General features: G+C 73.8%; 4 protein-coding genes and 1 pseudogene. 1 reads left to right on the top strand and 4 read right to left on the bottom strand.

Annotated elements, in window-relative coordinates; genetic code table 11:
• Window positions 1-40: 40 nt before the first annotated feature.
• Both B7L92_RS19725 and B7L92_RS19720 read right to left on the bottom strand, forming a co-directional pair.
• The gene (locus tag B7L92_RS19725) at window positions 41-1,498 is read right to left on the bottom strand and encodes an aminopeptidase P family protein (protein WP_107501541.1); all 1,458 of its coding nucleotides are present in this window, start codon (window positions 1,496-1,498) and stop codon (window positions 41-43) included.
• A 157-nt stretch (window positions 1,499-1,655) separates the two neighbouring features.
• Entirely contained in the window at window positions 1,656-3,050 is a 1,395-nt protein-coding gene (locus B7L92_RS19720) for a PP2C family protein-serine/threonine phosphatase (RefSeq protein ID WP_081238843.1), read from the bottom strand.
• Window positions 3,051-3,669: 619 nt separating this feature from the next.
• On the opposite strand from B7L92_RS19720, the gene B7L92_RS19715 reads away from it, so the two are divergent.
• Window positions 3,670-4,338, top strand: a complete 669-nt coding sequence (locus tag B7L92_RS19715; protein WP_081238842.1) for a bifunctional DNA primase/polymerase — start codon at window positions 3,670-3,672, stop codon at window positions 4,336-4,338.
• Between the two features lie 576 nt (window positions 4,339-4,914).
• Here B7L92_RS19715 and B7L92_RS19710 read toward each other — a convergent pair.
• Complete coding sequence (locus tag B7L92_RS19710) at window positions 4,915-5,880, bottom strand: DUF5926 family protein (RefSeq protein ID WP_081238841.1); 966 nt, start codon at window positions 5,878-5,880, stop codon at window positions 4,915-4,917.
• A 138-nt stretch (window positions 5,881-6,018) separates the two neighbouring features.
• Window positions 6,019-6,138, bottom strand: a pseudogene (locus B7L92_RS42470) (ATP-binding protein); the annotation flags it as partial.

The raw sequence follows: 6,138 nt of genomic DNA, 5'->3' as shown, positions 1-6,138 counted from the left end.
CGGGCACCCGCGGGTGCCCGGCCCTCCGTCCCGGGGCGCGTCAGCCCTTCAGGGAGGCCATCCACGCCTCGACGTCGTCCGACCGCCGGGGCAGCGCGGCGCTCAGGTTCCGGTTGCCGTCCTCGGTGACCAGGATGTCGTCCTCGATGCGGACGCCGATGCCCCGGTACTCCTCGGGCACGGTCAGGTCGTCGGCCTGGAAGTACAGACCCGGCTCGACCGTGAGCACCATGCCGGGCTCCAGCGTGCCCGCGACGTACGTCTCGGTGCGCGCGGCGGCGCAGTCGTGGACGTCCATGCCGAGCATGTGGCCGGTGCCGTGCAGCGTCCAGCGGCGCTGCAGGCCCAGCTCCAGCACCCGCTCCACCGGGCCCTCGACCAGACCCCACTCGACGAGCCGCTCGGCCAGCACGCGCTGGGCGGCGTCGTGGAAGTCGCGGTACTTGGCGCCCGGCTTCACCGCCGCGATACCGGCCTCCTGGGCGTCGTACACGGCGTCGTAGATCTTCTTCTGCAGCTCGCTGTACCGGCCGCCGATCGGCAGCGTGCGCGTGACGTCGGCCGTGTAGTACGTGTGCGTCTCCACGCCCGCGTCGAGCAGCAGCAGGTCGCCGGAGCGGACCGGACCGTCGTTGCGCACCCAGTGCAGGGTGGTGGCGTGCGGGCCGGCGGCGCAGATGGAGCCGTAGCCGACGTCGTTGCCCTCCACGCGGGCGCGCAGGAAGAACGTTCCCTCGATGTAGCGCTCGCTCGTCGCCTCGGCCTTGTCGAGGACCTTCACGACGTCCTCGAAGCCGCGCACGGTGGAGTCGACGGCCTTCTGCAGCTCGCCGATCTCGAAGTCGTCCTTGACCAGCCGCATCTCGGAGAGGAAGACGCGCAGCTCCTCGTCGCGCTCGGCGGTGACCTTGTCGGTCAGCGCCGCCTCGACGCCGGCGTCGTGACCGCGCACGACCCGCACCGGACCGGTGGCCTCGCGCAGCTTGCCGGTCAGCTCGCGCACGTCGGAGGCGGGGATGCCGTACAGCTTCTCGGCCTCGGTGAGGGAGTGGCGGCGGCCGACCCACAGCTCGCCCTGGCCGTCCAGCCAGAACTCGCCGTTCTCGCGGTTGGAGCGCGGCAGGAGGTAGAGCGTCTCCCGGTGCCCGTCGGCGGTGGGCTCCAGGACGAGGACGCCGTCCTCGGTCTGGTTGCCGGTGAGGTAGGCGTACTCGACCGACGCGCGGAAGGAGTACTCGGTGTCGTTCGAGCGGGTCTTCAGGTTGCCGGCGGGAACGACCAGGCGCTCGCCCGGGAAGCGGGCGGACAGCGCGGCGCGGCGGGCGGCGGTCTCGGCGGCCTGGGGGATCGGCTCCAGCTCGTGCAGCTCGGTGTCGGCCCAGCCGCTCCTCATGTTCGCGGCCAGTTCGTCGGACACACCCGGGTACAGCCCGTTCTTGCGCTGCTTGATCGGCTCTTCCTCAGCGGTCTCCGGGGTCTCCGGCAGTTCCTCCGCCACGGTCATCCTCCTCGCTACGGCACGGGACCTCCCCGAGCTCTCGGCTTCGCTCGAGCAAGGGGCCCCCACCATCGTACGGTCGTGCGGAAACGGCCGAAGGGCGCGAGGGCCTGTTACCGAGGGCGCACGGAGGACGACCGGGCCGCGGCTCGCGCGCCTACTCGAACCGCGCGGCCAGCAGCACCACGTCCTCCGCGGAGTCCGCCGCGTCCGCCCCCCGGGGCAGCACCGTGCGCAGGACGTGGTCGGCGATCGCGCCGGGGTCGTGGCGCAGGGTCCTCGGCACCCCGGCCGCCGCCGCGTGCAGCCGGGCGAAGGCGCGGTCGGTGGGGTCGCCGGTGCGGTGCAGCAACCCGTCGGTGTAGAGCAGCACCGTCTCCCCCGGCTCGGGGCGGACCTCCACGCTCGGCGCCTCCCAGCAGGCCAGCATGCCCAGGGGGGCGGAGACGGAGGTCTCCACGAACTCCGTGCGCCGCTCGCCGAGCAGCAGCGGCGGGCTGTGCCCGGCCCCGGCCAGGGTGATCCTGCGCAGCGCGGGTTCGCAGTAGCCGAACAGCGCGGTGGCCGACCGGGCCGGTTCGGTGAGCCGCAGCAGCAGTTCCAGGTCGGACAGGACGGCGACCGGGTCCTCGCCCTCCATCACGGCGTACGCGCGCAGGGACGCCCGCAGCCGCCCCATCGCGGCGACCGCGCTGGGCCCCGACCCGGTGACGGATCCCACGGCGAGGCCGAGCGCGGCGTCCGGCAGGGGCAGCGCGTCGTACCAGTCGCCGCCCCCGCGCGGGGAGGTGGCGTGCCGGGCGGCGAGCTGGACGCCGGCGACGCGGGGGAGGCGCGAGGGCAGCAGCTCCTCGGACACGGTGGCCAGGCACGCGCGGGTGCGCTCGAGTTCGAGGAGCCGGGCGAGGTGCTCGGCGGCGTGCCGGACGTACAGGCCGACGAGGTGGCGCTGCCGCTCCGACGGCTCGGCGGGCTCGTCGTAGAGCCACACCGCGGCGCCCAGGCGGCCGGCGGCATCGGTGGTGAGTGGGAGGGCGTAGCTGGCGGCGTAACCGAGGCGCGCGGCGACCTCGCGGTGCCGGGGGTCGAGCCCCTGCTCGGCGAACAGGTCGGGCTCGGCGATGCCGTCGTCGGCGCCGGGCAGCCCGTCCAGGATCCGGCCGTGCGCCAGGGAGCCGCGCGGCACCGTCTCCATGTGGCCGAGGTCGGCGCGGGCCAGGCCGAGGCCGACGGTGGTGTCCGGGCCGAGGCCGTCGGCGGGTTCCAGGGCGACGAGACCACGCCGTGCGCCGACCAGGGCGGAGCCCGCGCGCAGCAGTTCCCGGAGTGCCTCGTCGAGTGCGTGCACGCGGACCAGGCGCTCGGTGAGCTCGTGGAGGGTCGTGAGGTCGGAGACCCATCCGGCGAGACGGTCCTGGAGCAGCGCGCCCGGTGCGTGCCGGGGAGGCCCCGGCACGGCGGAGGCGGCCGCGGCGGCGGACGCGACAGTGTGGGCGGGCGCCGGGACCGTTGAATCGATTCCGGCCACTTTCGGAGGGTGCGAGGCGTTCATGGTGACCGACTTTCCGACCGGTGCGTACTGCTCAAAAGCATCGCAAACCCCCATGTGTTCTGCGTCACCGGCAGTGTCTCCAGATGTACACGTACTCGTGAGGAGATGTCCAGCATTGTCCTGCTGGGATTCCTGGTGTCCGCGGGGCGGGGAGGAACTCCCCGCAGACCCCTTGTCGAAAGGTGAAGTTGGCTTGAAACTGCCTCAGGGGGAGGTGTATTGCGGTCGACTGGGCTTGCTCGACGGAGCGTCACGACGGTCGTGATGGGTACGTACTCGGTGAAGGCCAGGGGTGGCGGGGAGCCGCCCGGGAACCTGGTGACGGAACCGGGCGTCTCAACCATCGACGGCCGTGCCCCATCCTCCCGTGGCGGAGGCGGAGAGAACCACGCGCGACGGTAAACGCCAGACTTCGCCACCCCACGCCATGCCCATGCTTCCGACGGACGCGGTATGGGTGGAACGGCCGCGGAGGCAGCCCATGCTCGGCCCATAGGGGTTCCCCCTGCCCGGCGCGGGGGCGTGATGCGCCAACAGGTACGCACAGTGAAGCGATCGACGCATGTTGTGATGTGGACCACGGTGTTGCCAGGCGTGCAACGGAAAGGAACGAGCGCTCATGCGCGAGATCCTCGGAAGGCGACGCAGGCTCCTGTCCCGGCGCGGTGACGGAGGGCCGGAGTTGATCGGCGCGGCCCTGACCTTCACCACGGAATGGCAGTGGCCCGTACTCCCGGGCGTGGCGACGGACCCGCAGGGCGGCAGGTCCCGCTGCGGCTGCCCCGACCCCGAGTGCACGGTGCCGGGCGCCCATCCCTTCGATCCCGGCCTCCTCGCCGCCACCACCGACGCGCGCATGGTGCGCTGGTGGTGGGGCAACCGGCCGGTGGCCCCCATCATCCTGGCCACCGGCGGCAAGGCCCCCTGTGCGGTCTCGCTGCCCGCCCTGCCGGCCGCCCGTGCCCTCGACGCGCTCGACCGCCGCGGCGTGCGGCTCGGCCCGGTCGTCGCCTCGCCGACCCGCTGGTCGATCCTGGTGAGGCCGTACTCCCTGGAGCGGTTGGGCGAACTGCTGTACGCCAAGGACTTCGTCCCCGGCTCCCTCCGTTTCCACGGCGAGGGCGGCTACCTCGCCCTGCCTCCGTCCGCGACCGCGCAGGGCGACATCCGCTGGGAGCGTGCTCCGCTGCCCGGCTCGGCCTCGCCCTGGGTGCCCGACGTCGAGGCCGTGGTGGACGCCGTGGTCGAGGCCCTCACCCGTACGGGTGTGAGCGCGCCCGAGCTCTAGGCGCTGCCGCCGAACTCCCGCCCGTCCCACGGCACCTGGCCCGCACGCCCGCCCGCCGCGTTGCCGGAGCGCCCGCGTGACCTTGCCGCGCGGGCGCTCCGGCGCCTCACGACCGCACGCCTCACGGGCTCTCGGCTTCGTTCGAGCAGGAGCCCAGGGCGCCGCGGGGACGGCTCTCCGGGCGAACGACGGGAAGGCGACGACGGGGCCCGGGGCCCGGCGGACCCGCGCGCCGGCTTCGGCCGCCGCGGCCACGGGGATCCGCGCCCCGCACCCGGAGGACCGCTGCCGCCGCACCCCGGGAGCAACACACCGGTGGGGACGGGCAGTCGGCACACGATTGCGGTCCGTGAACGGGGACCGACACGGAAAGACCCGGTTGCTGGCGACGGGGGATGCACCAGCAACCGGGCTACTGGAACGGTAACAAGAGATCGGCGGTTCGCAAATTCGATCCCGGCTTTTCCGGTCACCGACTGGCTTGCCCGCACCGGGAGTTGCCTTTGAGGCAGGGGATGCGGACGGGGCGGTTCTGCTGACCGGTCGGTCAGCAGAACCCGGTCGCTCGGGAGCGCCTCAGTTGAGCGTGACCTGGCGGTTGGTCAGTCCGCCGCGCGCACGGCGCTCGTCGGCGGTCAGCGGCGCGTCCGTGGCCAGCGCGGCGGTGAGCCGCTCGGCGAACTCGGCCGCCGGCTTCTCCACGTCCTCGGCGGTGACCCCGCTGGGCAGGTCCCAGACCGGCACGGTGAGCCCGTGGGCGCGGAAGGAGCCCACGAGCCGCGTGCCCTCGCCCAGGGAGGACCGCCCGGCCGCGTGCAGCCGCGCGAGAGCGTCCAGAAGCTGCTCCTCGGGGTGCGGCATGACCCACCGCAGGTGGTTCTTCTCCGGCGTCTCGCACCAGTAGGCGGAGTCCACGCCCGAGAGCTTGACGGTCGGGATGGCCGCGGCGTTGGCCCGTTCCAGGGAGGCGGCGACGTCCGGCGCGGCGTTCTCCGGGTCCGGGACCCAGAACTCGAATCCGCTGTGCACCACCGGCTCGAAGGCGCCCTCGGGGTCCAGCAGGTCCTGCAGCCGGGGGCCGTCGGCGGGAGCGCGGCGGCCCTGCACCGGGGTGCCGGGGTCGGCGGTGAGCGCGCGCCGGAGGGTGTCGGCCAGGTCGCGGCTGATGTCACCGGAGGGGGTGTCGTTCTGCAGGCCGAGCAGGACCGAGCCGTCGTCGCGGCGCAGGGCGGGCCAGGCCATCGGCAGCACCGTGGCCAGGGTGACCGACGGGACGCCCTCGGGCAGGCCGCCCTCGAGCGTCAGCTCGACGGTGGCGGCCGGCACCAGCTCGCGCAGCGCCACCCAGTCGCACTCGCCCGGCAGGCCCTCGAACGGGCGGTGCACCAGTTCGGTCACGGCGTGCGCGGCGGCGCGGCCGTGGCAGGCCTTGTAGCGGCGGCCGCTGCCGCACGGGCAGGGCTCGCGGGCGCCGACGACCGGGACCTCTCCGTCCGTGAGCTGCGGGCGCTTGGCCTTCGTCTGGGGTCGCTTCTTGGCCATCGTGGGTGTCTCCCGGTTACGGCTCGTCTCGTACGGGCGCCGAGCCTAGCCGTTCACGCGGCGGCCGACGGGTTCCGGTGGCGCGCCGTGCCGCCCGAGGGGCCCGGTCCGCCTCCGGGACGCCGGTTCCGCGCGGCCTCAGTCGAGGTCGTCGAAGACGTCCGCGAAGTCCAGTCCGGGGATCCGGGACACCGCGGGGGCCGTCACCCGCGCGGCGAAGTCGTCGCGCCGGTGACCGGCGTCCGGGTCGTGCACGTC

The sequence above is a fragment of the Streptomyces viridosporus genome (assembly GCF_002078235.1).
Lineage (GTDB): Bacteria > Actinomycetota > Actinomycetes > Streptomycetales > Streptomycetaceae > Streptomyces > Streptomyces viridosporus.
Note: the sequence above shows the minus strand (reverse complement) of the source record. Positions and strands in the feature narration are given on the sequence as shown.